Below are 24,938 nucleotides of genomic sequence, written 5' to 3' on the forward strand. Positions count from 1 at the left end.
CGACCCGACCCGGGCCCGTCGGCACCGTCGCCGCCCGACCGGGCGGCGTGCAGCGCACGAGGGAGAGCCGTGTTCCGTACCGTCCTGATCGCCAACCGGGGCGAGATCGCCCTCCGGGTCGCCCGCGCCTGCCGGGAGCTGGGCATCCGCACGGTCGCCGTGCACTCCACCGCGGACCGGGACTCGGCCGTGGTCCGGTTCGCCGACGAGGCGGTGCACATCGGACCGCCGCCGCCCCGGCAGAGCTACCTGTGCGCCGCGGCCGTGCTGGAGGCGGCCCGGCGCTGCGGGGCGGAGGCCGTCCACCCCGGGTACGGCTTCCTCTCCGAGGACCCGGACTTCGCCGAGGCCTGCGCGGCCGAGGGGATCGTGCTGGTCGGTCCGCCGCCGGAGGTGATGGCGAAGCTCGGTGACAAGGGCTCGGCCCGGGCGATCATGAAGGCGGCGGGCCTGCCGCTGCTCCCGGGCAGCCTCGACCCGCTCGGCCCGGAGGAGGCGCACGCGCTGGCCGACCGGATCGGCTACCCGGTGATCGTCAAGGCGGTGGCCGGCGGCGGCGGGCGGGGCATGCAGGTGGTGACCCGTTCGGCCGACTTCCCCGAGGTGCACCGGCGGACCAGCGCCACCGCGCAGATGCTCTTCGGCGACGGCCGGGTCTACGTCGAGCGCTACCTGCGCTCCGCCCGGCACGTCGAGATCCAGGTCCTCTGCGACGCGTACGGCAACGCGATCCACCTCGGCGAGCGGGACTGCAGCGTGCAACGCCGCCACCAGAAGCTGGTCGAGGAGACGCCGTCGCCGGGCCTGCCGGCGGGGCTGGCCGAGCGGATGGGCGCATCGGCGGTGGCCGGCGCGCGGGCGGTCGGCTACGTCGGGGCGGGCACCTTCGAGTTCCTCGTCGACCCCGACGGCGGGTTCCACTTCATGGAGGTCAACTGCCGCATCCAGGTGGAACACCCGGTGACCGAGATGGTCACCGGGGTGGATCTGGTGCAGCAGCAGTTGCGGGTGGCGGCGGGGGAGCGGCTCGGGTTGACCCAGGACGACATCCGTCCCCGCGGGGTGTCCGTCGAGTGCCGGCTCAACGCCGAGGACCCGGAGCGGGACTTCGCCCCCACCCCCGGGGTGATCGAGGAGTTCGTCGCCCCGTCCGGCCCGTTCGTGCGCGTCGACACGCACGCCCACCCTGGCTACCGGGTCCCGCCGAACTACGACTCGCTGCTGGCGAAGCTGGTCGTGTGGGCGCCCGACCGGGACGCGGCCATCGCCCGGATGCTGCGGGCCCTCGACGAGACCCGGGTGACCGGGCCCCGGATCGCCACCACGCGGGACTTCCTGCGCCGGGTGGTCGACCATCCGCTGTTCCGGGCCGCCGAGCACGACACCGCTCTGGTGGACCGGCTCCTCGGCGCCGAGGCGGTGGCGGCGGACCGGTGACCGACGGCCCCGGGGCGACCACGCGTCGCCCCGGGGCCCGGCCCGGTTCAGGCCAGCCGGTCGTGGTCCACGGTGCGGGAGCGGACGAGCAGGTTGCCCTCGCCGTCGCGCACCAGCACGTCACGCACCACGCAGCTCGGCGCGATCGTCACGTTCCGCTCGGGCCGGGTGGTGACCACCAGGGCGTAGTAGGTCGCCTGGACCGACCCGTCCTCCCGCGGCTCCAGCCAGAGCTGGTTGAACCAGTGCCGCCGGATCACCGGGTCCTCGGCGAAGCGCTGGTGGAACCGGTTCAGCTCGGCGACGATGCCGTCCCGGCCGAGGGCCGGCGGCTGCTGCGGGGTGTGGGTGAACTCGCCGTCCTCGGTGAACGTCGCCGCGTACGCGGGGAAGTCGCCGCCGTCGAGCAGCTGCATCTGGCGGGCGTGGAAGTGCTGGACCTCGACGTACAGGTCGGTGAGGCTCTGCGTACCGATCATCGTGCTCCTCGTCCCATCGAGAGGGGGCGGCGGCGGGTCGCCGCCGTGGCCCGGCCGACCACGGCCCCACGGTGCCCGGCCCGGCTCGAACCGTCCTCGAGAACGCGGCCAGCGGCCGGGCGTTCCAGGCCGGTTCGACGCCGGCTCGAGGCCGCCGCGCGAAGGTCGGACGGTCATCCGCCGAACCGAGTGGCCCGTGGAGGGACCGTGGAGAGAACCCAGCCGGTCGCAGTCGTGACCGGGGCGACCAGTGGCATCGGGCTGTCCGTCACCCGGCGGTTGGCCCGGGACGGGCACCGCGTCTTCATCTGCTCACGTCACGACGAGGAGTTGGCCGCGACGGTCAAGAGCCTCGTCGAGGAGGGATTCGACGCCGACGGCGAGGTGTGCGACGTGTCGGTGCCCGCCGAGGTGCGCCGGTTCGTGGCCGCCGCGGTGGCCCGGTACGGCCCGCTGGACGTCCTGGTGAACAACGCCGGGCGCAGCGGCGGCGGCGCGACCGCCGAGATCGACGACGAGCTGTGGCTGGACGTGATCAACACCAACCTGAACAGCGTCTTCCTGATGACCAAGGCGGCGCTGACCACCGGCGGCATGCTGGCGCGGGGACGGGGGCGCGTGATCAACATCGCGTCGACCGGCGGCAAGCAGGGCGTGGTGCACGCCGCGCCGTACTCGGCCTCCAAGCACGGCGTGGTCGGCTTCACCAAGGCGCTCGGGCTGGAGCTGGCGCGCACCGGCGTCACGGTGAACGCGGTCTGCCCCGGGTTCGTGGAGACGCCGATGGCGCAGCGCGTGCGCGCGCACTACGCCGACATCTGGGGGGTCTCCGAGGAGGAGACGTTCGACCGGATCACCACCCGGGTGCCCATCGGCCGCTACGTCCGGCCCGACGAGGTCGCCGCGATGGTCGCGTACCTGGTGCACGACGACGCGGCGGCGGTGACCGCGCAGGCGCTGAACGTCTGCGGCGGTCTGGGCAACTACTGAGCGACGGACCGGAAGAGGTTGGCATGAGCCCAGAGAACGACGACGGCACCGACCGGGAGCCGGATCTGACCGCCGCCCTGGACGCCGTCCGGCGCAGCACCCTGCGACTGCTCGCCGACCTGCCCCGGCCGCCGACGGCGCTGCGGATCCGGGCCGGCGCGCTGACCCTGGAGGCGGAGTGGGCGACGGTCGGCGCGCCGGTGGCGGTGGCGCCGGCCGCCGAGCCGGTGGGCGTGGCCGCGCCGGTCACCGCGGCCGAGGGTGACCCCGCCCGGCACGTGGTGCGCGCGCCGACGGTGGGGGTCTTCTACCGGTCGCCGGAGCCGGGGGCGAAGCCGTTCGTCACCGAGGGGGACATCGTCCAACCGGGCCAGCAGGTGGGCATCGTCGAGGCGATGAAGCTGATGATCCCGGTGCACGCCGACGCGCACGGCACCGTCACCGAGGTGTTGCGCGCCGACGGCGCCCCGGTGGAGTACGACGAGCCGCTGATCGCCCTGTCCCCACTGGACGGGTGAGCGGCCCCCGCGCCCGCGCGGCGCCGGCCCGGACCACGTCCGGGCCGGCGCCGCCGTCACGGCCGGCTGGGCGTGGCGGCCCGGGCGAGCAGGGCCCGGTAGTCGTCCACGGACAACGCGCCGGTGGCCCGCTCCCGTCGGTCGACCACCACGGTCGGCACACCGGTGACGCCGGGCGCGCCGGCCTCGGCGCGGACCTGCGCCGCGTACCGGTCGCCGTCGAGCACCCGCCGGGTCTCCGCCGGGTCCAGGCCGACCTCGGTGGCGAGGCCGACCAGCACGTCGTGGTCGGCCACGTTGACGTTCTCGGTCAGGTGGGCCCGGAACAGCCGCTCGGTCATCTCGTCGCGCGACCCGGCGGCGTCGGCCAGGTGGCACAGCCGGTGGGCGTCGAAGGAGCTGACCGGGCGGGTGGTGGCGAGGTTCAGCTCCAGCCCTTCCTGCGCACCGAGCGTGCGGATCCAGCCGAAGAGCTTGGTCACCTCCGCCTCCGTGCGGCCGCGCCAGCGCACCATCACCTCGCCCAGCGTGAGGTCGGGGGTACGCCGGTGGCCCGGCCGCAGTTCGAAGGCCCGCCAGGTGATCCGGGTGTCCGGGTCGCCGTGGTCGGCCAACGCGCGTGCCAACCTCCGCTTCCCGATCCAGCACCAGGGGCACATGATGTCGGCCCAGACCTCCACCAGCACGGCGTTCCTCCTCTCCTCGCCCGGCCGCTCAGGCGGCCCGGCCGGTGCGGCGCAGCCCCGGGATGAGCACGGCGGCCAGCGCGGCGTGCACGAGCGCGACCGCCACCCGGTCGGCCAGCCGGAAGCCCGGCAGGTAGGGCAGGCTGAGCAGGAACACGACCAGGGCGACGCCGGTCCACACCGCCCGGGCCCGGGCCGGGGCGGTGAAGCGTTCCAGCACGGCCAGCAGCGCCCAGCCGGCCAGGCAGGCCAGCGCGGCGGCGAAGGTGACCGCGCTGAGGGTCAGCGGTTCGGTCTCGGACGAGGCGGGCCGCTGCGGCACGCGGATCTCGCCGGCCACGGCGTCGGCGACGGCGAACACCACGACCGCGGCGACCACCGCCGCCACGACGACCACGGCCCGGGTGGCCCGGCGTCCCAGGGCGGGGCGGGCCTCTCCGATGGCGCTGCTCATGCTCTGCTCCCTCTGCTTGTCGGTGGCCGGGCCGGTCTCTCAGCCCGGCTCGGGGGTTCCGCCGGCCGGGCTGTCCGGGACCTCCCAGGACAGGTCCAGCGCGGCGATGTACCTCATGTGCTCGGCCTGGAACCGCCGGCCGGCGTCGATGAAGCCCTCGATGAGTGCGAGTTCCTCGGTGGAGTACTTCTCGAAGTTGCGCAGCGACCACGCCACCACCGGCCCGTAGAGCTGCTGGCTGACGTGGTCGGCCAGCGGGGTGAGCCGGACCAGCACCCGACGCCGGTCGGCCGGGTCCTTCACCCGCTCGACCAGCCCGCGCTCGGCGAGCCGGTCGACGACGGTGGTCAGCGCGTTGGGGCTGATGCCGCAGGCCTGGGCCAGGACGCTGGCCGGCATCGGGCCCTCGCTCAGGGCGTCGAGGCACCGCCCGTCGGTGCGGTTGATGCCGATCTTGTGGAAGGCGGCGTCGTCCAGCAGATCGGTCTGCAGGCGGGACGCCCGCCAGGTCCGCATCAACGCGTAGACCACCTCGTCCCGCGTTCTCCTTGACATGGTCACTCCGAACCCCGAATACTTCGGACTTAGAAGGTATCGACTTTCGAACTTTTTCGCTACTGCCTCCCGGTGGGCGTTTCAGCACCCGCCGGGGCGCTCCGACGAACGGGACGACATGACCGACAACGTGGCCCTCGCGCCCGCGTCGACGGTGGCCGGCGGAGCCTACCGGTGGCGCTGGCCCGCCTTCGCCGTCGTACTGCTGGCCTCGATCATGGACCTGCTCGACACCCTGGTCACCAACATCGCGGCACCGTCCATCCGGGCGGAGCTGGGCGGCGGGCCGGCGCTGATCCAGTGGCTCGGCGCCGGCTACACCCTGGCCCTCGCCGCCGGCCTGATCACCGGTGGCCGGCTCGGCGACCTCTACGGCCGCAAGCGGGTCTTCCTGGTCGGCGCGGCCGGGTTCACCGTGGCCTCGCTGCTCTGCGCGGTCGCGACGTCCCCCGGCACGCTGGTCGGCGCGCGGGTGGTGCAGGGCCTGTTCGGCGCCGTGATGCTGCCCCAGGGCCTGGGCGTGATCCGGGCGATGTTCCCGGCGCAGGAGCTGGGCAAGGCCTTCGGGGTGTTCGGCCCGGCGATGGGGCTGGCCTCGGTGGCCGGCCCGGTGCTCGCCGGCGCCCTGGTGAGCGCCGACGTGTGGGGCACCGGCTGGCGGATGATCTTCCTGATCAACCTGCCGCTGGGGCTGTTCGCCGTGGTCGCCGGCGCCCGCTACCTGCCCGGCGGCCAGACCAGCGGCGCGCGGCGGCTGGACGTGCCCGGCGCGCTGCTCGCCGCCGTGGCCGCGCTGCTGCTGGTCTACCCGGTGGTGCAGGGGCGGGAACTGGGCTGGCCGGCCTGGGCGTTCGCCATGATCGCGCTGTCCCTGGTGCTCTTCGTGGTGTTCGCCCGGATCGAGACGCGGGTGCACCGCCGTGGCGGCGACCCGCTGATCGTGCCGACCCTGTTCCGCAACCGGGCCTTCACCGGCGGCCTCGCCACCGGGCTGGCCATCTTCACCTCGATGGTCGGGTTCGGCCTGGTGCTCGCCGTGTTCCTCCAGGTCGGGCTCGGCTACTCCCCGCTCAGGGCGGGCCTGACCGTGCTGCCGCAGGCGCTCGGCAGCATGGTCGGCTTCGCGTTCGCCGGCGCCGGGCTCTCCGCCCGGCTGGGTCGCCGCTCCCTGCAACTCGGCATCCTGCTGATGCTGGTCGGCCTCGCCGCGGTGGCGCTGGTGCTGCGGGCCGACGGCGCCGGCGTCTCGCCCTGGCACCTCGCCGGGCCGCTGCTGGTCTACGGGTCCGGCCTGGGCCTGTTCCTGTCCCCGTTCTTCGACATCGTGCTCGCCGGCGTGCGCCCACAGGAATACGGCTCCGCCTCCGGCACGATGACCGCGATCCAGCAGTTCGGCGGCGCGCTCGGCGCCGCGGTGCTGGGCACGGTGTTCTTCGGCGTGCTCGTCGGGCAGGTCTCCGGCGCGGTCGACACCGGCGCGGCCGACCTGCGGGCCCGGCTCGGCGCGGTCGGCGTGGCCGCGTCCGACCAGGACCGGCTGGTGGCCGACGTGCGTGCCTGCGGTCGGGCCGGCGCCCAGGCGAGCGACCCGGCCCGGGTGCCGGCCGCCTGCGCCCGGCTGGGCGAGAGCACCACGCGGGTCGCGGCGGCCAGCGCCGACCCGCGCTCGGTCGGCGAGGCGGTGGAGGCCGCCGCCCGCGACGCCGGCCGGGCCGGCTTCTCCGGCACGCTGGTCCGCACCATCGGCGTCTCCGCGGCGCTGCTGGTGGCGGCGTTCCTGCTGACCATGCTGCTGCCGCCGTTCGCCCGCCGCTGGCAGCCCGGCGGCGGGACCGGCGAGCGCGCCGCCGCCGCGCCGCCGCAACCGACGGCCGCGACCTGACCGGGCGCGCCGACGAGCCGACAACCTCCACACTAGACACCGGCGACCCGCGCCGGCGGAAGGATGACAATGGCCAAGATCGTGGTGTTCAACGAGTACGGCGGGCCCGAGGTGCTGCACCTCGTCGACGTGCCCGACCCGGAGGCCGGCGCCGGCCAGGTGCGGATCCGGGTCAAGGCGGCCGGGGTCCAGCCGTTCGACTGTGCCACGCGGCGGGGTGACTTCGCCGCGTACAACCCGCTGACCTTTCCGGTGCGGCTCGGCAACGAGGTGGCCGGCATCGTCGACCAGGTCGGCGACGGCGTGACCGGGTTCGCCGACGGCGACGAGGTCATCGCCTACCTCGACATGCAGGGCTACGCCGACACCGTGGTGGTCCCCGCCGAGCAGGTGGGCCACAAGCCGGCGAAGATGCCGTGGGCCGAGGCGGGCGTGCTGACCGCGTCCGGGCAGACCGCGTACACCGCCCTGGACGAGCTGCGCGTCGGCGCGCAGGACACGCTGCTGGTCCACGCCGCCGCCGGCGGGGTCGGCTCGTTCGCGGTCCAATTGGCCAAGGCGCGCGGCGCCCAGGTCGTCGGCACCGCCAGCGAGCGCAACCACGACTACCTGCGTTCACTCGGCGCGGTCCCGGTGACCTACGGACCGGGCCTGGCCGACCGGGTGCGCGCGGCCGTGCCGCAGGGGATCACCTGCGCCCTCGACGCGATCGGCGGCGAGGCGTTGGACGTCTCGCTGGAGCTGCTGGGCAGCACCGAGCGGATCGTCACCATCGCCGACTGGGCCCGGTCCGCGCAGCTCGGCATCCGGCGCATCGGCACCGAACGCTCGGCGCAGAAGCTCGACGACCTCACCCGGCTCTGGTCCGAGGGCAAGCTCGTGGTGGAGGTGGCCGAGACCGTGCCGCTGAGCCGGGCGGCGGAGGCGCACCGCCTGGTCGAGACCGGCCACGTGCGCGGCAAGGTGGCACTCGTCGTCGACTGAGCGACGCGCGAACGGCCCCCGGACGCCGAGGCGTCCGGGGGCCGTGCCGACCGGTCCGGCTCAGCCCACCGGCTGCCGGCGCGTGGCGGCCACCGCGTCGCGGACCCGCTGCCAGGCGGCCACCGAGCGGGCCACCGACCGCGCCCGGATCACCCGGTGCACGTCGGGCAGGTCCACGCCGATGTCGGTGAGCCGGTCCAGCGCCTGCCGGGCCTCCTCGTACGTGCCGTGCACCGTGTCGCCGCGCGGCTCGCCGTACTCGACGACGGCCCGCCAGGTGGCCGGGGAGAGCACGGCGGCCGCGCCGGAGACGACCAGCTCGTCGACGTAGCGGGTCTCCAGGTAGTAGGGGTCGCGGACCTGGGTGGCGGTCCACACCAGCCGGGGCTTCGGCGCGCCCGATGCGGTCAGCCGGCCCCAGGCCGGCGCGCGCAGCGCGTTCTCGTAGGCCGCGTACGTCATCCGCGCGGTGGCCAGGGCGGCCGTGCCGCGCAGCCGGGCCGAGTCGTCGGTGCCGATCGCCCACAGCCGCTTGTCGACCTCGGTGTCCACGTCGGCCACCGGCACCGACACCAGCGCCGGCGGGAAGCCCTCGGCCGCGTCCAGCCCCTCGCGGACGGTGTCCAGCGCCGCGCGCATCAGCTCCGGCGCGGAGACCAGCGCCACCTCGACGCCGATCCCACCGGCCAGCAGCTCCCGGGCCGCCTCGGCGGCGAACACCCGGACCACCACGTTCGGCCGGTCGGCCAGGTCGACGACCCGGCGGGCCTCGGTGACCGCGCCGTCGACGTCGTCGGCCAGCCGCGGGTCGACCTCCACGCTGACCAGGCCGTCGCGTCCGCCGGCGGCGTGGTACGCGGGCAGCAACGCGTCGGCGGCCCGGCGCGCCACCGAGGCGGTGATCCGCCGCACCGCGTCGTCCCCGTCGTCGCCCTCGGTGGCGGCCGGGCCGGCGAGCGCGGCCCGGACCGCGTCGGCGCCGAGGACCAGCCCGGTTCCGGCCGGCGGGTCGGCGGCGACCGCCGCCGGATCGTCCCGCCACACGCTCAGGCCCGCGTCCACGAGCCGGCGGAGGTTGTCCGTCACGATCTGTCTCCTTCTGGCGTCGGCACGCCGTGGCACGGCGTGTCAGGGGATGGCCGGTGGACGGTCAGCCGGCGGTGGTGGCCGGGGTGACGGTGCGCCGCACCATCGCCAGGTGGTTCGGGTCCAGGCCCCAGGTGAACAGCCGCCGGGGGTGGATGCGGATCAGCTCGGGGCTGAGGAACTCCAGCTCCGGCGGGACCGGCTGGTCGACCAGCGCTTCGGCGAGCCCGCGGATCTCGATGCCCCGCACCCGCCACGGACGGCGGGAGACCACGTCGTCGATGACGAACGACGCCTTGCCGTTGGCCGCGACGTTGCGGAACTTCTGCGTGGTGGCCATCGCCCGGCCGCCGATGTCGATGCAGTCCAGCTCGGCGTTGTACCAGTAGACGACCGGGTTGTTCTGGAGCGTGCCGTTGGGCTGCGCGGTGGCCAGCCGGCCGAGCCGCTGCGACCTCAGGTACTCCAGCTCGTCCTCGGTGAAGATCACGTCATCCTGCCCCTCGTCGGCGTCCGGCCCGCGCCGCGCGCGGCCCGCCGGGTGTGCGGCACACCCGGCGGCCCGATCGTCGGGGCCCCGGCTCGCCCCGGACTGGAGGCCGGGTCGAGGGCGACTCGAACCCGTGGCCTCGACCGGCTCTCGACGCCGGCTCTATCCCCGCCGGTGAGCCTTCGTCGGCAGGACGCGGACGGCCGGACGCCGCCCGCCGTGGCCGCGAGGGCGAGGAGGTGGCCGTGACAGCACGGGCAGACCGGTGGGTGCTGGTGTTCGGGGCGACCGGGAAGCAGGGCGGCGGAACCGCGCGGCACCTGCTGCGGCGGGGCTGGGCGGTGCGCGCCTTCGTCCGGGACCCGCAGCGCCCGGCGGCGCGGGACCTGGCGGCGCGGGGCGCCACCCTGGTCGTCGGCGACCTCGACGACGCCGCGTCGGTACGCGCCGCGATGACCGGGGCGTACGGGGTGTTCAGCGTGCAGACCCCGCTCGGGCCGGGCGGCGTGCCCGCCGAGGAACGGCACGGCCTGACCGTGGCCGACGTCGCCGGCGAGGTGGGCGTGGCGCACTACGTGCACAGCTCGGTGGGGGGCGCGGAGCGCCCCGAGGGGGTGTTCTGGCGGGAGGCGAAACTGCGCATCGAGGACCGCATCCGCAAGCACGACCTGCCGGCGACGTTCCTGCGCCCCACCTACTTCATGGACAACTTCGCGCAGTACCCGCCGCTGCGGGAGGGCGACGAGCTGGTCTACCGGCGGGGCCTGGCGCCGGACACCCCGTTGCAGATGATCGCCTCCGGTGACATCGGCTTCTTCGCCGCCGCGGCCTTCGACGATCCGGCGACCATCGGCGCCCGGATCGAACTCGCCGGGGACGAGCTGACCGGCGAGCAGATCGCCGCCACGTTCGCCCGGCACACCGGCCTGCCCACCCGCTACGAGCCGGTGCCGATGGCGGAGCTGCGCCGGCAGAGCGAGTGGCAGGCCACCGCCTACGGCTGGCTGAACCGGATCGGCTACCACGCCGACATCCCGGCCCTGCGCCGGCAGAACCCCGAGCTGCTCACCCTCGCCGGCTGGCTGTCGCGCACCGGCTGGGCGCCGAGCAGCACCCACAGCGCCCCGCCGGCGGCCGGTGTGCCGCGCAACGGCTGACCCGACAGTGGAGGTGGCGATGAGCGCCGAGTCCGAGACCACGACCCGTCCGCACTCCAGCGGGGAGGAGGTGCTGCACGACGACTTCACCGGCCCGCTCTCGGTCGGTGGGCCCACCTCGCGGTGGCGGCTGCGACCGGTGCCCGGCTTCCCCGCCGGGGACGGGACGCCGGTCACCGGGAAGGGCGGCCTGACCGTGGTGCCGACCGGGACCGACCCGGGCACCGGCGAGCCGGCGTTCGCCGAGCCGCCGCAGCCGCTGTCGGAGACCGACCACCTGCGCTGGGCGTTGATGGCCAACCGGGACACCCCGGCGGGCCTGCCCGGCTTCGCGGTGCCGGCCGGCGGCTTCACGCTGCGCGCGGAGCTGGCCGTGCGGGCGTACGGTCTGGACCGCCACCCGTACGGCGACGCCGTCGCCGACCCGCACCGGGACCTGCGGCTGGGCGCGTCGGCGCTGATCTGCATGGACCGGGAGACCGGCATGGTGTTCGACTTCATCGTCACCGACCGGTGCGTCTTCGCCGTCTACGAGCGGCTGGCGTTCCCGCCGCACACCTACGGCGGGTTCTCGTTCACGGTGCCGGTCCGCGACCGCGAGCCGGCGGACGTCCACGAGCTGGCCCTGCGCTACGACGCGGACCGGCGCACCGCGCACTGGTACGTCGGCGACGACGAGGTGCTCACCGTCGACCGGATCGGGCACCGCGTCCTCGACCCGGGGTACGCGCTGCGGGACAACGGCCGGCCGGCCGAGTCGGCCGCGCCCCGGCAGCTCACGGTCGGGCTGGCGTTGTTCGCCGACCGGATCTGGGGCCAGGGCGTGCGGCTGGACGTGCGGCGCCTGACCGCGTACCGGGACTGAGCCGGCGCGGGACCGCCGGTGCCCGCCCGGCGGTCCCGCGGCCCGGAGTCACCAGGGCAGCCAGGGGTGGCCGGTCGGCGCGTGCCCGGCGGCGGCCAGCACCCCCGCCGACGCCGGGCCGAGGCCCAGCCGCAGGGCGTCGCGCAGGTCGGCCACCGTGTCGACGTCGCGACGCAGGCCGGGCACCGACAGCGACCCGGTCAGGTCGGCCGTCCCGGCCGTCGCGTGCCGGGCCCGCGAGCCCGGCCCGTACGCCGGCCGCAGTCGTCGGCCGCTGCGCGCGGTGAGCAGCGTGGTGCCCGTGCCGGGGGCGTCGGCCAGCACCGCCGCCTCGTGCGCCGACGCGGCGGCCAGCGCGTCCGCCAGCTCCGCCGGCCGGGCGGCCGGCAGGTCCCCGGAGAGCACCGCCACCGGCCCGGCGATGCGCGCCGCGGCCGCCCGGACCGCCGCGGACAGCCCGCCACCGGGGTCCGGCAGCACGGGTACGCCCCAACCTCGGGCCACCGGCTCGCCGCTGACCAGGCACACCCGCGCCACCGCAGCGGCGGTGGCGAGCACGTCGACCAGCATCGCCTCGGCGACCGCGCGGCGCAGCCCGACCGGCAGGGCCAACCGGCTCTTCGCCCGGTCGAGCCGCTTCACCGGCACCAGCACCGTCCACTCCGGCGGCGTCACCGCGGGTCCGGGTCGGCGAGCAGCGGCAGGACCTTGGTGCTGTAGAGACTGAGGAACTGGGCCTGGTCCGGGCCGGGGGCGTGGAACACCAGGTGCCGGAAGCCCAGGTCGAGGTACTCCTGCACGCGGGCCGCGTGCTCGGCCGGGTCGGCGGAGACGATCCAGCGGCTGGCCGCCCGGGCCAACGGCAGCGCGTCGGAGCGGCGCTGCATCTCGATCGGGTCGTCCACCCCGGTCTTCTCCTCCGGCGTCAGCGCCAGCGCCGCCCAGTGGGCGGTGTCCCGCAGCGCGCGGTCCGGATCGGTGTCGAAGGAGACCTTCACCTCGATGGTGAGGTCGAGCGCGTCGGGGTCCCGCCCGGCGCCGGTGGCGCCCTCGGCCACCGCCGGGAGCAGCCGGGCGGCGTACAGGTCCCGGCCCTTGCCGCTGGTGCAGATGAAGCCGTCGCCGAGCCGCCCGGCGAGCCGGGCCGCCACCGGGCCGCCGCCGGCGACGTAGAGCGGCACCGGCTGCTCCGGCCGGTCGTAGACGGTGGCCCGGTCGGTGCGGTAGAACCGGCCGGCGAAGTCGACCCGGTCCTCGCGCCACAGCCGGCGGATCAGCTCGACCGCCTCGGTCAGCCGGGCCAGTCGCTGCGCCGGCGGCGGCCACGGGGCGCCCAGCGGCGCCTCGTTGAGCGACTCGCCGGACCCGACGCCGAGCACCACCCGCCCGGGCGCCAGGCAGCCGAGGGTGGCGAAGGCCTGCGCGACCACCGCCGGGTGGTAGCGGAACGTCGGCGTGAGCACGCTGGTGCCCACGACGATCCGCCGGGTACGGGCGACCAGCGCCCCCAGCCAGGGCAGCGCGGCCGGGGCGTGACCGCCGTCGTGCCGCCACGGCTGGAGGTGGTCGCTGACGAAGACCGAGTCGAACCCGTGCTCCTCGGCCCGCACCGCGTACTCCAGCAGCTGCCGCGGGCCGAACTGCTCGGCGGAGGCCTTGTAGCCGAACCTGACCATCTGCCACCCCTGTCTGTCGGTGGCTCGACGATCTCCGGTGCGGTTCGGGGCGGCCTCGAACCGCGGTCGAGACCGGGCGGTGTTGGAAGGTGATCAGTGTCCACTTGCCGACCGGCCGCGCGTGCGCCGGCTCCTATGGTCCGCTCGTGACGCTTTCCACCACCGCCGCGGACCGGGCGTGGGTCCGCGAGGTGGCGACCGGGATCGGCGCGCTGCGGGGGCGCGCGCTCGTCGACACCGTGCTCGCCGCCCTGGCCCACCGCCTGCGCAGCGAGCTGTCCACCTACGCGGAACTGGACCTGGCCACGCTGCGCCTGCCCGACCTCGCCGCGGACCGGCCGGTCGACCGCACGCTGGTGCGGCGGATGCACCACCAGCTCACCGACCATCCGCTGTTCGCGCCGACCGTACGCCGGTCGCACCCGTACCCGGCGGGGCCGCTCCAGGTCACCGACGTGCTGTCGGAGCGGCAGTGGCGGCGGCACGCGCTCTACCGCGAGGTGTTGGCGCCGCGGGGCATCGGCGCGCACACGGTCGCCCTGGTGGTCGGCCCGACGCCGGTGTTGAGCTGGTACCAGTTCAACCGCGACCGGGTCTTCGACGCGCGTGAGATGGACCTGCTCGGCCGGTTGCAGCCGGCGCTGATCGCCGTGCACCGGTGCGTGCGGCTGCCCGGCGGGCCGGTGCCGCCCGGCGGCGCGGGCCTGACCGGGCGGGAGGTGGAGGTGCTGCGCGGCATCGCCGACGGCCTGACCGTGCCGGCCACCGCGCGCCGGCTCGGCCTGGCCGCCGGCACCGTGCGCAAGCACCTGGAGAACGTGCACCGCAAGCTGGGCACCTCCGGGCCGGTCGCCACCGTCATGCGGGCGGTGGCGCTCGGCATCCTGGAGGTGCCCGGCCCGCGCGCCTAGATGGTGGCGCAGGGCAGCGGCGCGTTGCGGCAGGCCGCGATCAGCGAGGCCACCTCGACCTGACCGATCCGCCGGTCGGCCAGCACCACGTCCACCACGAACGCGGTGTCGGTGACCGGCAGGTCCACCACCACGTCCGCCTCCTTGGCCCGGGGGGTGTCGTGGGCCTTCTCCTTGTTGCCGTAGACCCGCGTGGCCAGCGGGTCGTCCAGCCACAGCGTGTCCAGCACGGCCCCGCCGGAGTCCCGGACCACGAGCTGGAACGGCCCGCCCGTGCCGCGCAACGACGAGGCGAACCCGCTGTCGATCTCCAGCAGGTTCGGCGTGGCGGCGCGCGCCGACACGCGCAGCCCGAGCCGCAGGTGGGTGCCGGTGGTCGGGTTCGCCGGGTCGACGGTCGGCGCCGGCACCACCGGCGCCGCGCCGGCCGCGGTGGTCCCGGCCCGGGTGGCCACCGCGGCGGCGCCCAGGAACGGCACCGTGAGCGCCGCCGCGAGGAGGATCCGGATCCGTCGGTTCAGCATTGCCCTCTCCCGCATCGTGCGAAGGTCGCCTCGGCGGCCCGGATGTCGTCGGCCCGCTCGACCGAGTTGTCGATCATGACATCGGCCATCGGCCCGTCGCTGCGCCACCAACCGGTCGGGCTCACCCCGTCGGTGATCTCGTTGCAGGTGCGCGCGTCCGACCCGCCGCGCTGGCAGGCCGACAGCGAGGGGTAGGTGTTGCGCCCGTCGCCGTAGGAGTAGCCGCCGTCGCAGCAGTACTCGTCGCCCTCGTGGTAGGCGCTGTGGTGCAGTTCGTGCCAGCCCACGATCGGCGAGTCGGCGCTGAACACCGCGCCGGAGGCGTTGTCCCGGCAGTTGACGGTGTGCAGCACGCCGTTGGTCTCGGCGAAACTGACCGGGCTGAACGGCCCGCGCCGGCACAGCGCGTCGCCGTCCGCGCTGACCGTCACCTCGACCGGCACGTTCTGCACCCAGATGCCCACCTGGGACCAGTGCGTGCCGATCGAGCTGGGGAACACCCGCGAGCGGATCCCCAGCAGCTGCCACGCGTTGTCGTCGACGGCGTTGCCGAACTGCCGCGCGCCGTCCAGGGTGGACGTGTCGTAGCCGGTGCCGGGCGCGTACGCCACGTCGATGGTCTGGTTGAGCGGCCGGGTGTTCACCCGCCCGTCCGCGCCCACCACCGCCGGCACGCTGGCCCGCCACAGCGGCACCAGGGTGACCTCGGGGCCCTGCGACGGGTCCGGCGGGTTCAGGTCGGTGATCCGCCAGTCCGCGGTCGCGCTGCGCATCTCCGGCACCCCGTCCGCCTCGCTGGCGGTGACGCGGTACGCGACCGCCTCCCCGGCGAGGATGTCCGACGGGATCACCGCCTGGCACTCGGTCGCCTGCACGCAGGTCTTGACCACCCGGGGCGCCAGGGTGACCGGACGCCCGATCCAGCCGGCCGGGCTCATCTCGACGGTGATCCGGGCCGCCGGTCGCGCGGTGTGGTCGGCGGCGACCACCTTGGCCCGGATCGACGTGCCCGGCACGGCCTGCGGGTTGACCGCCGGTACGCCCGGCTCGGCCAGCGCGTACACCTCCAGGCCCGGCGGCGGGTCGCTGACCGGCACGACCCGCGAGGTGGCCGGGAACGCGCGGCCGTCGTCGGCGGTGCCCTCCAGCGTGAACGTGTAGCTGCCGGGGGTGGCCCAGGAGCCGTCGGCGTGCCGGCCGTTCCAGGAGAACGAGAGCGGGCCGGCGGCGCGGCGCTGGTCGGCGGTGCGGTACACCTCGGTGGCGCCGCGCAGCACCCGCATCCGGAACGTCCCGGCCGCCGAGGCGACCGCACCGACCACGATCGGGCCGCTGCGGTACTGCCAGTTCGTGGCCGGCTGGCTGGTCATGCCGGTGAAGGCCAGGCCCACCCGCTGGATCACCCGCGCCTGGGTGGTGCGCGCCGACGCGCCGTCGACGGGGTCGGCGACGGTGATCGTGTATCCGCCGACCGCCGCGTACGACCCGTCGGACCAGCGACCGTCCCAGGTGACGTTGAAGACGCCGCCGTAGAACGGCGCCTCGAACAGCACGAACGACGCCCCGGTCGCCTGCGCGGTGACGGTGAACCGCAGCGCGGAGGGCACCGACAGGGTGCCGCTCACGGTCAGGATCTCGCCCAGTCGCGGGTCGAACTCGCGGGGTGTGCCGCCGGGCGGCGGCGACGAGATGGCGATGGCGGTGGGCCGGGGTGACACCGACACCGTGAAGATCGCCCGGGAGGGGCCGCCGCTGGTCGTCCACCGGGACGTGCCGGACCGGCCGCCGAGCAGGTTCGTCGTCGCCCAGTCCTTGGCCGTACCGGCGTTGAGGTCGGCCTGGTCCCGGCTGCCTCCCTCGGTGGAGTCGTCCTCCCACAGCTCGAAGTTGACCCGGAAGTTGCCGGTCACCGAGCGCCCGGCGCAGACCGTGCTCGGGGTGACGATGTCCGTCCCGCCGGCCGCCGGCAGCGCCATCTCGCACCGCAGCTGCTGGCCGTCGTCCTGAGTGATGATCGCGACGCCGAAGAGTTCCGGGGTGTCGCACACGACCAGCCAGACCCGGTCCAGGCACTCGGTGGTGTGCATCTCGTCGACGGTCACCGTCACCGTCGAGCCGTAGCTCGCCGCGGCCGGCGTGGCCGGCAGCGCGGTGGTGGCGGCGGCGCCGACCACCATGGCCAGCGCCGCCGCCAGGAACGGCCGCAGCCGTTGACGTATCCGTTTCACGCGCGTTCCCCCCTCGTCCGCCGACGCCCGCCCTGGGTTCGGCGATGACAACGTCGCGGATCGGGGAGGCAGGGGCGATACGCGCATGCGCGTACTGGGAATGTCGTCGACGGGACTGCGGACCCGCCCCGGCCGTCCCGGCGCGGGGCGGGGCGGGCCCACCGTGCTAGAAGTCGTCGTCGAAGGTGACGCCGCCGGTGACACCGACCTGGTACGCCGACACCCGCCGCTCGAAGAAGTTCGACAGCTCCTGCACGTCCTGGAGCTCCATGAACGCGAACGGGTTGCGGCTGCCGTACATCGGCGCGATGCCGAGGCTGGCCAGGCGCCGGTCGGCCACGTGCTGGAGGTACTCGCGCATGTCGGCCGGCGACATCCCGGACACGCCCTGCTCCAGCAGGTCCTCGGCGAACTGCGCCTCGCACTCCACCGCCTCGGCGAGCATCTCCCGAACCTGCCGCTCCATCTCCTCGTCGAACAGGTCCGGCTCCTCGGCGCGCACGGTGTCCACCACGTCGAAGGCGAACGCCATGTGCATGGACTCGTCCCGGAACACCCAGTTGGTGCCGGAGGCCAGCCCGTTGAGCAGGCCCCGGGACCGCAGGAAGTAGACGTAGGCGAACGCGCCGTAGAAGAACAGCCCCTCGATGCACGCGGCGAAGCAGATCAGGTTGAGCAGGAACGCCCGCCGGTCCGCCCGCGTCCGTAGCTCCCGCAGCTCGTGGATCGAGTCGATCCACCGGAAGCAGAACTCGGCCTTGCGGGCGATCGACGGGATGTTCTCCACCGCCGCGAACGCGGCGAACCGCTCCGTCTCGTCCGGCACGTACGTGTCCAGCAGGTTGAGGTAGAACTGGACGTGCACCGCCTCCTCGAACAGCTGCCGGGACAGGTAGAGCCGGCCCTCGGGGGAGTTGACGTGCTGGTAGAGGTTGAGCACCAGGTTGTTGGCGACGATGGTGTCGCCGGTGGCGAAGAAGGCCACCAGCCGCGACACCAGGTGCCGTTCGGCCGGGGACAGCGACGCCAGGTCGGCCAGGTCGGCGTGCAGGTCCACCTCCTCGACCGTCCAGGTGTTGCGGATGGCGTCCTTGAACCGGTCGAAGAAGTGCGGGTAGCGCATCGGGCGCAGGGTCAGGTCCATGCCGGGGTCGAGCAGCATGGGCCGGGTCTCGGTGGTGGTCACTGGCAGGCCTCGCAGCTCTCGGGGTTCTCCAGGGAGCAGGCCAGCGCCTCGTCGTCGGCCACGACGAGCGGTGCGATCGCCGGGGTCACGGCGACGGTGGCCTGCTGGATCCGGGTGGCGGGACGGGACCGCAGGTAGTAGGTGGTCTTCAGCCCGGCCTTCCAGGCGTACAGGTACATCGAGGAGAGCTTGCCGATGGTCGGCGCGCTCAGGAACAGGTTCAGCGACTGGGACTGGTCGATCCAGGGCGCCCGGGCGGCGGCCAGGTCGATCAGCGCCCGCTGCGGCAGCTCCCACGCGGTGCGGAACAGCTCCCGCACCTCGGCGGGCAGCTCGGTGACGTCCTGCACCGAGCCCTCCGCGCGCTTGATCCGGTCCCGGATCTGCGGCGTCCACAGCCCACGCGCCTTCAGCTCCCGCACCAGGTACGTGTTGACCTGGAGGAACTCCCCGGACATGGTCTCCCGCTTGAACAGGTTGGACACCTGCGGCTCGATGCACTCGTAGCAGCCGGCGATCGACGCGATGGTGGCGGTCGGCGCGATCGCCACCAGCAGTGAGTTGCGCAGGCCGTGCGCGGCGATCCGGGTCCGCAGCGCGGCCCAGCGCCCGACCTGGGTCGGCTCCGCGCCCCACAGGTCCGGGTGCAGGTCACCCTTCGCCGCCCGGGTCCGGTCGTACGCCGGGTGCGGGCCGAACCGTTCGGCCAGCCCGGCGGAGGTCTCCAGCGCGGTCAGGAAGATCTCCTCCTGCACCCGGGTGGACAGCTCCTTCGCCTCGGCCGAGTCGAACGGCAGGCGCAGCGTGAAGAACGCGTCCTGCAGGCCCATCAGGCCCAGCCCGACCGGCCGCCAGCGCGGGTTCGACGCCGCCGCCTGCGCGGCCGGGTAGTAGTTGATGTCGATCACCCGGTCGAGGAACACCACCGCGGTGCGCACCGTCGCGCGCAGCCGTTCCCAGTCCACCCCGTCGGCGGTGACGTGCGCGCCGAGGTTGACCGAGCCGAGGTTGCACACGGCGGTCTCGGCGTCGTCGTTGACCTCCAGGATCTCGGTGCACAGGTTGGACAGGTGCACGACGTTCCCCGGCTCGCCGGTCTGGTTGGACAGCCGGTTCGCGGCGTCCTTGAACGTCATCCACCCGTTGCCGGTCTGCGCGAGCGTGCGCATCATCCGCCCGTACAGGTCCCGGGCCCGGACCGTGCGGACCGCCTTCTTCTCGGCCGCCCGGTACGCGGCGTCGAACGCCTCGCCGTACAGGTCGGGCAGCTCCGGCGCGTCGGACGGGTCGATCAGCGACCAGTCGCCGTCGGCCTCGACCCGGCGCATGAACTCGTCCGGGATCCAGTTGGCCAGGTTGAGGTTGTGCGTCCGGCGGGACTCCTCGCCGGTGTTGTCCCGCAGTTCCAGGAACTCCTCCACGTCCGGGTGCCACGGCTCGAGGTAGACGCAGGCCGCGCCCTTGCGCCGGCCGCCCTGGTTGACCGCGGCCACCCCGGCGTCGAGCGTCTTGAGGAACGGCACGATGCCGTTGGAGCGGCCGTTGGTGCCCCGGATCAGCGCGCCCCGGCCCCGCACCCGGGACCAGGAGATGCCGATGCCGCCGGAGAACTTCGACAGTTTCGCCACCTGGTGGTAACGCTCGTAGATCGAGTCCAGCTCGTCGCGGGGGGAGTCGACCAGGAAGCACGAGGACATCTGGGTGTGCCGGGTGCCGGAGTTGAACAGCGTGGGGGAGCTGGGCAGGTAGGCCAGGCTGGACATCAGCCGGTAGAAGCCGATCGCCTCGCCCGGCGTCTCCGACAGGCCGCAGGCCACCCGCAGCAGCCAGTACTGCGGCGTCTCCACCACGAGCCGGGTCTCCGGGTGCCGCAGCAGGTAGCGGTCCGCCACCGTGCGCAGCCCGAAGTACTCGAACCGCAGGTCACCGGCCAGGTCCACGGCGTCGTCCAGCTTGCGGGCGTGGCGCGAGACGAACGCGGCGGTCCCGTCGCCGATCAGCCCCAGCCCGTGCGCGTACGCGATCGACTGGCTGAAGCTCGCCACCTGCTGCCCGCGTACCTCCTTGTCCACGAACGCGGCCAGCAGTCGGGCCGCCAGCCGGGAGTACTGCGGCTCCTCGCCGATCAGCTCCGCGGCGGTCTGGATGGACAGCCGGTCCAGTTCGGCGGTGGTGGCGCCGTCGTACAACCCGCTGATCGTCTTCGTGGCCACCCGCAGCGGGTCCACCTCGTCCAGGTCGGCGACCCACCGCTCGACCGCCTTGACGATCTTGTTGACGTCGACCGGCTCGACGTCGCCGTCGCGCTTGCGGACCCGCATCACGGGCCGGCGCTGCTCCGGTCCGCCCACCTCGGACGGTGGACTCTCCTGCACGACCGTCATGACCTCTCCTCGCTGTCACCGATGGCCTCGGACGGCGGGAGGACGCCAACGGGCACGGCACAGGGCCGGCCCGGCTGCTGGCGTCGGTCGTCCCGCGCGACCTCCGACCGCCGCGCGCGGCAGCGCACGGCGCGCTGGCAGGTCTTCGGACTCGCGGGCTCGACACTGGGTCGCCTACTGGCCGTCGCTTCCCGGGCCGGGTGGCCCAGTGCTTCGTTGACGGCGGTCGTTCCCACTCACCGCTGCGGGGCAGTCCCGGATTTCCACCGGGTTCCCTCTTGCGACACCCGGCCGGGGCCGACCGGGTGAACCAGCTGCGGTGAACACCATATATGGCGGTGGCCTCCCGTAGGCAACACCACATGTCGCGTCCGCGTGTCGGCAACGTCTCAGCGTCCACGGTGGCGTCGACGGGTCCCCCGCCATGGCGGACGCCGGTGTCGACGGCGATACTCGGCGCATGGCGAATCTGGGGCGCCGCTGGGCGTGGGTCGCGGTCCTGCTGGTCGGTGTCGGGCTGTTCCTGCTGGTGCTGGAGACACTGGCCGGCACCCGGAACATCAACTTCGTGCCCGCCCTGATCCTGCTCGGCGCCTCCATCGCGCCGGCCACGTTCCTGACCTTCGCGCAGGGCCGCACCGGCCGGTGGCGGGTCCCCGGTTCGGTCGTCGGCCTCGCCGCGTTCGTCGGCGGGGTGGTCGGTGTCGTCGCGGCCGGCTGGCTGGAGTACGACACGCTGCACCGCCTCGGCGTGCTGCCGATGGTGTTCGTCGGCCTGATCGAGGAGACGGCGAAGCTGATCGTGCCGGTGGCGATCCTGCTGCTGTGGCGCCGGCACCGGTCGCCGGGCGAGGGTCTGGTGATCGGGGTGGCCTCCGGCGCGGGATTCGCCGCGCTGGAGACGATGGGCTACGCGTTCACCGCCCTGGTCGGGTCGCAGGGCAACCTCGGCACGGTCGAGCAGACGCTGCTGATCCGGGGCCTGACCGCGCCCGCCGCGCACCTGTCCTGGACCGGCCTGACCGCCGGCGCGCTGTTCGCCCTCGCCGCCGCGCCGGGCGGGCGCCGGCTGGCGGCGTTCCTGCTGACCTTCGCCGCGGCCGTCACGCTGCACACCTGCTGGGACACGTTCGGCACCCAGGCCGCCTACCTGTTCATCGGCGGCGTGTCGCTGGGCTGGGTGCTGCTGCGCCTGCACCTCGACCGGGAACGGCCGGACGACGTGCCGGCGGGTCCGGCCGCGCCGCCGCGGCGGGTCGACGACGGGCTGGGCGCCACGTCCGGCCGGTGAACGCCGCCGCGCCCACCGGCCACTTCGGACGTCAACCGGCAGCCAGCCGGATCCCCAACGCGACGAACGCCACGGCACAGACCCGGTCGACCCTCCGCGACCAGCGGCTGTCGCCCCACCGGCCGGCGATCCGGCCGGCGCCCAGCCCCAGCGCCAGGTCGACGGTGAGCTGCACCGCGACGAAGAGCGCGCCGAGCAGCACCAGCTGCGCCGCCACCGGCCCTTCGCCGGGCCGGACGAACTGCGGCAGGAACGCCACGCTGAACAGGATCATCTTCGGGTTGAGCAGGTTGGTCAGCAGACCGCGCAGGAACGCCCGGCCGGCCCGCCCGTCGGCCCGGTCCGCCGAGGCGCCGGGCCGTCCGGCGTCGCGCAACGCCCGCACCCCCAGCACGACCAGGTACGCCGCGCCGGCCCACCGGATCGCGGTGAACAGCACCGGCGACGCGGCGACCACGGTGGCGAGCCCGGCCACCACGGCGGCGACGTGCACCGCCTCCCCGGCGGCGACCCCGAGCGCGGCCACCGCGCCGGCCCGGGCGCCGTACCGGGCGGCGTTGGCGAGCACGAACATCATGTCCGGTCCCGGCGTGAGCATGAGCAGCACGATCGCCGCGAGGTAACCCGCCAGCACGGCCGGCGGCAGTCCGGCCATCACGCCTCGCCCCCGCCGTCGAGCAGCGCCCGCCGCAGCGCCAGCCGATGCTCCCGGCGGATGTGCGCCTCGCGGTAGCGGCGCCGGTCGCCGTCGGTCTCGGGGCGCAGCGGCGGCACGGCGCGGGGGTGGCCGTGGTCGTCCACGGCCACCATCACCAGGTGCGCGGTGGCCACGTCCACCGGCGGCACCGCCCGGTCCCAGCGGTCGGCGCTGACCTTCACGGCCACCTCCATCGAGCTGCGCCCGGCCCAGGTGATGCGGGCGTCGACGTGGACCACGTCGCCGACGCGCACCGCCCGCAGGAAGGCCGTCTCGTCGATGGCGGCGGTGACCGCCGGTCCGTCGGAGTGGCGAGCGGCGACCACGCCGGCCACCGAGTCGATCAGGTTGAGGATCCGACCGCCGTGCACCGTACCCATCAGGTTGGTGTGGTGCTGGTCCATGATCTGCGACAGGGTCAGGTGCGAGGCCGACGGTGGTCGGCCGGTGAGCGTGCTGGTGTCGGGCACGTGTGGTTCCGTCCTCGCGAAGCGGGCCGCCGACCGGGCGGGGCGCATCGTCGAGGGCACGCCGACGGTTCGCGTCCGGCGTGTCACCCGCCCGACCCACCCGCGAGGTCGACGGCAGCGCGCACCGGTCGGTGCGCGCGGCGCGGGCAGGTCTTCGGACTCGCGGGCACGACACGAGGTCGCCTACTGGCCGTCGCTTCCCGGGCCGGGTGGCCCAGTGCTGATGACGGCGGTCGTTCCCACTCACCGCTGCGGGGCAGTCCCGGACTTCCACCGGGTTCCCTCTTGCGACACCCGGCCGGGGCCGACCGGGTGAACCAGCGCTGCCGGCAGCGTAACCCAGCACCTTCGGGCCGCCTGGCCCGCCCGGCGGCCCCGGGTGGAGGGTCGCCGGGCGGGACGCCGGTCAGCTGCCGGCCGGGGCGGGTGACACCGGGACGCTGCGCCGCCGGCGCGCGAGCAGTCCGGCCAGGGCGTCGACCACCAGGAAACCGAGCAGCGTGCCGCCGAACCAGGGCAGCGCCCAGCCGAGCGCCGCCACCATCGGCACGCCGACCAGCAGCGCCCACCACGGCGTGCCGCGCCACGCGCCCCGGGCCGGCGGTGCGCCCAGCGGCGCCCGGCGGTCGGCGCGGGTGGGCCGGCGCTGCCACCACATCCGGTAGCCCCAGACGACGACGCAGAGCAGGCCGAGCGCGAGCGCGGCGAGCAGGACCTGGTTGACCGGACCGAGGAGACGGCCCATGTGGGCCTGGATACCGAGCTTGCTGAGCTTCGCCAGCAGCGGCCAGTCGGTGAAGTCGCTGCGCGCGGCCACCGTGCCGCCGGCCGGGTCGACGGCCACCCGGTCGTACGCGACCGGCCAGGTGTCGTCGGTCTGCGCGACCGTCCAGGCGGCACCGTCCTGCGCCGCCGGTGCGATCTCGACCGGGCCGGACAGGCCGGCGGCGCGGGCGGCGCCCAGCACCCGGTCGTACGCGGCCGGGTCGGCCGCCGGCGCGGTGGCCGTTGCGCCGTGCTGGTGCTCCCCACCGCCGGTGGCGGGCGGCGCGCCGTCGAGCGCGGTCGAGATCTCCGGGGTGCCGGCGCGCAACGCGTCCAGCCCGGCGCCGAAGTTCGCCCCGGCATAGCGGGACCAGGTCAGACCGGTGGCGGCGAGGAAGAGCAGACCCACGGTGAGCCAGACGCCGGTGGTGGCGTGCCAGCCCCGGGTGCGGCGTACTCCCCGGCCGGCGGACAGGTCGGGCACGAGCAGGTGCCGGGCGCGGGCCCGGCCGGCGGCACGCCGGCGCCACCACAGCACCACACCGCCCAGCGCCAGCACCCACAGCCAGCTCGCCGCGATCTCGGAGTAGTGCCGCCCGACGTCGCCCAGGTGCAGGTTGCGGTGCAGGTCGTCCAGCCAGGTGGTGGCCGGTGTCGACCCGAACCAGGTGGTGAGCTGCCCGGCCACCTCGGCGGTGTACGGGTCGACGTAGACGGTGTGCTGCCGGTCGCCGAGATCCTCCTGCGCGAACACCACCTGCGTGGTCCGCTCGCCGGCGCCGGGCTGCACCGAGGTCAGCGTGCCGTCCGGGTGCGCGGCGCGGGCGGCGGCGATCTGGTCGGCGAGCGGTCGCGGCTGCCCGCCGACCGCGGTGACGGTGAGCTTGTCGCCGTAGAGCGCGGCGTCGAGCTGCGGCGTGATCGTGTACGCGAGCCCGGTGAGCGCGGCGACCAGCAGGAACGGCGCGACCAGGACGCCGGCGTAGAAGTGCAGGCGGGTCAGCAGGGCCGTCAGCGGCGCGGGCCGGCGGGGCGGTCGGGCGGCGTCCGGCGGTGTGGCGGGGGAGTCCGGCGCGCGGTCGCCGTGCAGTTCGGTCACAGACATCAGGGCAACTCCGATCGGGAAACAGGAATTGGGGAACGGGCCGGCCCGTGCCCGTCGAGCCGTGCCGGTGTGCGCGGTTGCCGTCTCCGGGTGAATGGTCGGACCGGACCGCGCGGAA

General features: G+C 74.7%; 24 protein-coding genes and 2 riboswitches. Of the genes, 9 read left to right on the forward strand and 15 right to left on the reverse strand.

Annotated elements, in window-relative coordinates; translation table 11 throughout:
- The first annotated feature begins 69 nt into the window (after positions 1-69).
- Positions 70-1,437, forward strand: coding sequence for an acetyl/propionyl/methylcrotonyl-CoA carboxylase subunit alpha (locus COO58_RS07970; protein ID WP_091573954.1), 1,368 nt, complete (start codon positions 70-72; stop codon positions 1,435-1,437).
- Between the two features lie 47 nt (positions 1,438-1,484).
- Here the strand turns inward: COO58_RS07970 and COO58_RS07975 are convergent, their stop codons facing one another.
- On the reverse strand, positions 1,485-1,916 hold the full coding sequence (locus COO58_RS07975) for a nuclear transport factor 2 family protein (protein WP_091573955.1): 432 nt from the start codon (positions 1,914-1,916) through the stop codon (positions 1,485-1,487).
- 207 nt (positions 1,917-2,123) lie between these two features.
- Here COO58_RS07975 and fabG point away from each other — a divergent pair, with 207 nt between their 5' ends.
- Both fabG and COO58_RS07985 read left to right on the forward strand, forming a co-directional pair.
- On the forward strand, positions 2,124-2,906 hold the full coding sequence (gene fabG, locus COO58_RS07980) for a 3-oxoacyl-ACP reductase FabG (RefSeq protein WP_098744389.1): 783 nt from the start codon (positions 2,124-2,126) through the stop codon (positions 2,904-2,906).
- A 23-nt stretch (positions 2,907-2,929) separates the two neighbouring features.
- On the forward strand, positions 2,930-3,424 hold the full coding sequence (locus COO58_RS07985) for a biotin/lipoyl-containing protein (protein ID WP_091573957.1): 495 nt from the start codon (positions 2,930-2,932) through the stop codon (positions 3,422-3,424).
- A gap of 56 nt (positions 3,425-3,480) precedes the next feature.
- Here COO58_RS07985 and COO58_RS07990 read toward each other — a convergent pair whose 3' ends face one another.
- From COO58_RS07990 to COO58_RS08000, 3 genes are read right to left on the reverse strand one after another with little or no spacing between them, the layout of a single operon-like run.
- Complete coding sequence (locus tag COO58_RS07990) at positions 3,481-4,110, reverse strand: DsbA family oxidoreductase (protein ID WP_091573958.1); 630 nt, start codon at positions 4,108-4,110, stop codon at positions 3,481-3,483.
- Between the two features lie 28 nt (positions 4,111-4,138).
- Positions 4,139-4,564: a DUF6069 family protein gene (locus COO58_RS30650; RefSeq protein ID WP_245666324.1), complete on the reverse strand. Its 426-nt coding sequence runs from the start codon at positions 4,562-4,564 to the stop codon at positions 4,139-4,141.
- A 39-nt stretch (positions 4,565-4,603) separates the two neighbouring features.
- Positions 4,604-5,119 carry a MarR family winged helix-turn-helix transcriptional regulator gene (locus COO58_RS08000; RefSeq protein WP_141561870.1) on the reverse strand — a complete coding sequence of 172 codons (516 nt, stop codon included), beginning with the start codon at positions 5,117-5,119 and terminating at the stop codon, positions 4,604-4,606.
- Between the two features lie 118 nt (positions 5,120-5,237).
- On the opposite strand from COO58_RS08000, the gene COO58_RS08005 reads away from it, so the two are divergent.
- Together COO58_RS08005 and COO58_RS08010 are read left to right on the forward strand one after the other, a co-directional pair.
- Complete coding sequence (locus COO58_RS08005) at positions 5,238-7,001, forward strand: MFS transporter (RefSeq protein ID WP_098744391.1); 1,764 nt, start codon at positions 5,238-5,240, stop codon at positions 6,999-7,001.
- Positions 7,002-7,070: 69 nt separating this feature from the next.
- Positions 7,071-7,985 carry an NADP-dependent oxidoreductase gene (locus tag COO58_RS08010; protein ID WP_091573961.1) on the forward strand — a complete coding sequence of 305 codons (915 nt, stop codon included), beginning with the start codon at positions 7,071-7,073 and terminating at the stop codon, positions 7,983-7,985.
- Positions 7,986-8,045: 60 nt separating this feature from the next.
- Here COO58_RS08010 and COO58_RS08015 read toward each other — a convergent pair whose 3' ends face one another.
- Both COO58_RS08015 and COO58_RS08020 read right to left on the reverse strand, forming a co-directional pair.
- Positions 8,046-9,071 carry a transaldolase family protein gene (locus COO58_RS08015; protein WP_176558772.1) on the reverse strand — a complete coding sequence of 342 codons (1,026 nt, stop codon included), beginning with the start codon at positions 9,069-9,071 and terminating at the stop codon, positions 8,046-8,048.
- 64 nt (positions 9,072-9,135) lie between these two features.
- On the reverse strand, positions 9,136-9,561 hold the full coding sequence (locus COO58_RS08020) for a PPOX class F420-dependent oxidoreductase (protein WP_091573963.1): 426 nt from the start codon (positions 9,559-9,561) through the stop codon (positions 9,136-9,138).
- A gap of 245 nt (positions 9,562-9,806) precedes the next feature.
- Between COO58_RS08020 and COO58_RS08025 the strand changes: the two genes are divergently transcribed.
- Positions 9,807-10,718, forward strand: coding sequence for an NmrA/HSCARG family protein (locus COO58_RS08025; RefSeq protein ID WP_255292553.1), 912 nt, complete (start codon positions 9,807-9,809; stop codon positions 10,716-10,718).
- A 19-nt stretch (positions 10,719-10,737) separates the two neighbouring features.
- The gene (locus COO58_RS08030; RefSeq protein ID WP_141561871.1) at positions 10,738-11,583 is read left to right on the forward strand and encodes a DUF6081 family protein; all 846 of its coding nucleotides are present in this window, start codon (positions 10,738-10,740) and stop codon (positions 11,581-11,583) included.
- Between the two features lie 48 nt (positions 11,584-11,631).
- On the opposite strand, the gene cofC is transcribed toward COO58_RS08030, so the two are convergent.
- Together cofC and fgd are read right to left on the reverse strand one after the other, a co-directional pair.
- The gene (gene cofC, locus COO58_RS08035) at positions 11,632-12,258 is read right to left on the reverse strand and encodes a 2-phospho-L-lactate guanylyltransferase (RefSeq protein WP_091573966.1); all 627 of its coding nucleotides are present in this window, start codon (positions 12,256-12,258) and stop codon (positions 11,632-11,634) included.
- Positions 12,255-13,259, reverse strand: coding sequence for a glucose-6-phosphate dehydrogenase (coenzyme-F420) (fgd, locus tag COO58_RS08040; RefSeq protein WP_098744396.1), 1,005 nt, complete (start codon positions 13,257-13,259; stop codon positions 12,255-12,257). The genes cofC and fgd overlap by 4 nt, the downstream gene beginning before the upstream one ends.
- A gap of 146 nt (positions 13,260-13,405) precedes the next feature.
- Between fgd and COO58_RS08045 the strand changes: the two genes are divergently transcribed.
- The gene (locus COO58_RS08045) at positions 13,406-14,170 is read left to right on the forward strand and encodes a helix-turn-helix transcriptional regulator (RefSeq protein ID WP_098744397.1); all 765 of its coding nucleotides are present in this window, start codon (positions 13,406-13,408) and stop codon (positions 14,168-14,170) included.
- Here the strand turns inward: COO58_RS08045 and COO58_RS08050 are convergent.
- The 4 genes from COO58_RS08050 to COO58_RS08065 form a co-directional block, all read right to left on the reverse strand.
- Positions 14,167-14,694 (reverse strand): hypothetical protein, encoded by a 528-nt coding sequence (locus COO58_RS08050; RefSeq protein ID WP_098744399.1) that lies wholly within the window; start codon positions 14,692-14,694, stop codon positions 14,167-14,169. The two genes, COO58_RS08045 and COO58_RS08050, sit on opposite strands and share 4 nt — an antisense overlap.
- Complete coding sequence (locus tag COO58_RS08055; protein ID WP_098744400.1) at positions 14,688-16,922, reverse strand: hypothetical protein; 2,235 nt, start codon at positions 16,920-16,922, stop codon at positions 14,688-14,690. The genes COO58_RS08050 and COO58_RS08055 overlap by 7 nt, the downstream gene beginning before the upstream one ends.
- Before the next feature lie 166 nt (positions 16,923-17,088).
- Positions 17,089-18,084, reverse strand: a complete 996-nt coding sequence (locus COO58_RS08060; RefSeq protein WP_091577471.1) for a ribonucleotide-diphosphate reductase subunit beta — start codon at positions 18,082-18,084, stop codon at positions 17,089-17,091.
- Positions 18,085-18,104: 20 nt separating this feature from the next.
- Entirely contained in the window at positions 18,105-20,492 is a 2,388-nt protein-coding gene (locus tag COO58_RS08065; protein ID WP_098744402.1) for a ribonucleoside-diphosphate reductase subunit alpha, read from the reverse strand.
- A gap of 118 nt (positions 20,493-20,610) precedes the next feature.
- Positions 20,611-20,822, reverse strand: a riboswitch (cobalamin riboswitch).
- A gap of 130 nt (positions 20,823-20,952) precedes the next feature.
- Here COO58_RS08065 and COO58_RS08070 point away from each other — a divergent pair.
- Positions 20,953-21,783, forward strand: a complete 831-nt coding sequence (locus COO58_RS08070; RefSeq protein WP_098744403.1) for a PrsW family glutamic-type intramembrane protease — start codon at positions 20,953-20,955, stop codon at positions 21,781-21,783.
- A 31-nt stretch (positions 21,784-21,814) separates the two neighbouring features.
- Here the strand turns inward: COO58_RS08070 and COO58_RS08075 are convergent, their stop codons facing one another.
- The 3 genes from COO58_RS08075 to COO58_RS08085 form a co-directional block, all read right to left on the reverse strand.
- A complete protein-coding gene (locus COO58_RS08075) occupies positions 21,815-22,438 on the reverse strand; it encodes a LysE family translocator (RefSeq protein ID WP_098744405.1) in 624 nt (207 codons plus the stop codon).
- Positions 22,438-22,950: an acyl-CoA thioesterase gene (locus COO58_RS08080; protein WP_091573973.1), complete on the reverse strand. Its 513-nt coding sequence runs from the start codon at positions 22,948-22,950 to the stop codon at positions 22,438-22,440. Before COO58_RS08080 ends, COO58_RS08075 begins: the two co-directional genes overlap by 1 nt.
- A gap of 148 nt (positions 22,951-23,098) precedes the next feature.
- Positions 23,099-23,237: riboswitch (cobalamin riboswitch) on the reverse strand.
- A 119-nt stretch (positions 23,238-23,356) separates the two neighbouring features.
- Positions 23,357-24,820, reverse strand: a complete 1,464-nt coding sequence (locus COO58_RS08085) for a PepSY domain-containing protein (RefSeq protein WP_098744407.1) — start codon at positions 24,818-24,820, stop codon at positions 23,357-23,359.
- Between the last annotated feature and the right edge of the window lie 118 nt (positions 24,821-24,938).

The organism is Micromonospora sp. WMMA1996 (genome assembly GCF_002573675.1).
Taxonomy (GTDB): Bacteria; Actinomycetota; Actinomycetes; order Mycobacteriales; family Micromonosporaceae; genus Micromonospora; species Micromonospora sediminicola.